General features: G+C 46.5%; 1 protein-coding gene. It reads left to right on the forward strand.

The annotated features are described in order from the left end of the window. Window positions 1-655 (forward strand): sodium ion-translocating decarboxylase subunit beta (locus A3738_RS04250; protein WP_156503943.1); only part of this gene is annotated, 655 nt, incomplete at both ends.

The following is a 655-nucleotide window of genomic DNA, read 5'->3' on the forward strand; positions in this document are numbered from 1 at the left end:
ATCCCAGAAGCTGGCTTGGCACTAACTGCCGCGGAAAACGCGATTCACTTCCATAAGCCGGACGTTATGCTTGCTCTTTCAGAGGTTCTGAAGATTCCTTTTGAAGCAGGTCAAGAAATTACTGCTGAAACATTGAAGGCATTCAAAGCTGCTTATGTAGAAGGTAATGCATCTACGGTATTTGCTGCGGATCAAATCGCTAAGAATGCAGGTTATGCTAACGGCATGTTGGCGAACTTCTATAGCGTTATTATTGGTAGTACAGTTGGTCCTCTTTTGATCTTCTTGGGTGTTGGTGCGATGACTGACTTCGGTCCATTACTTGCTAACCCGCGTACGATCTTGTTAGGTGCAGCGGCGCAGTTCGGTATCTTTGGTACCGTTCTAGGTGCAGCGGTTCTAACCATGACAGGCGTAATGGAATTCAATATTGGCGAAGCTGCAGCGATCGGTATTATCGGTGGTNCGGATGGCCCAACGTCGATTTATGTTGCTAGCGTTCTAGCGCCACATTTATTGGGTGCAATTGCTGTTGCGGCATATTCATACATGGCATTGGTTCCTGTGCTTCAGCCACCAATCATGAATGCTTTGACGAATGCTGAAGAGCGTAAGATCCAGATGGTTCAGTTACGTCCAGTACACCAATTAGAAA

This window comes from Oleiphilus sp. HI0066 (assembly GCF_001635725.1).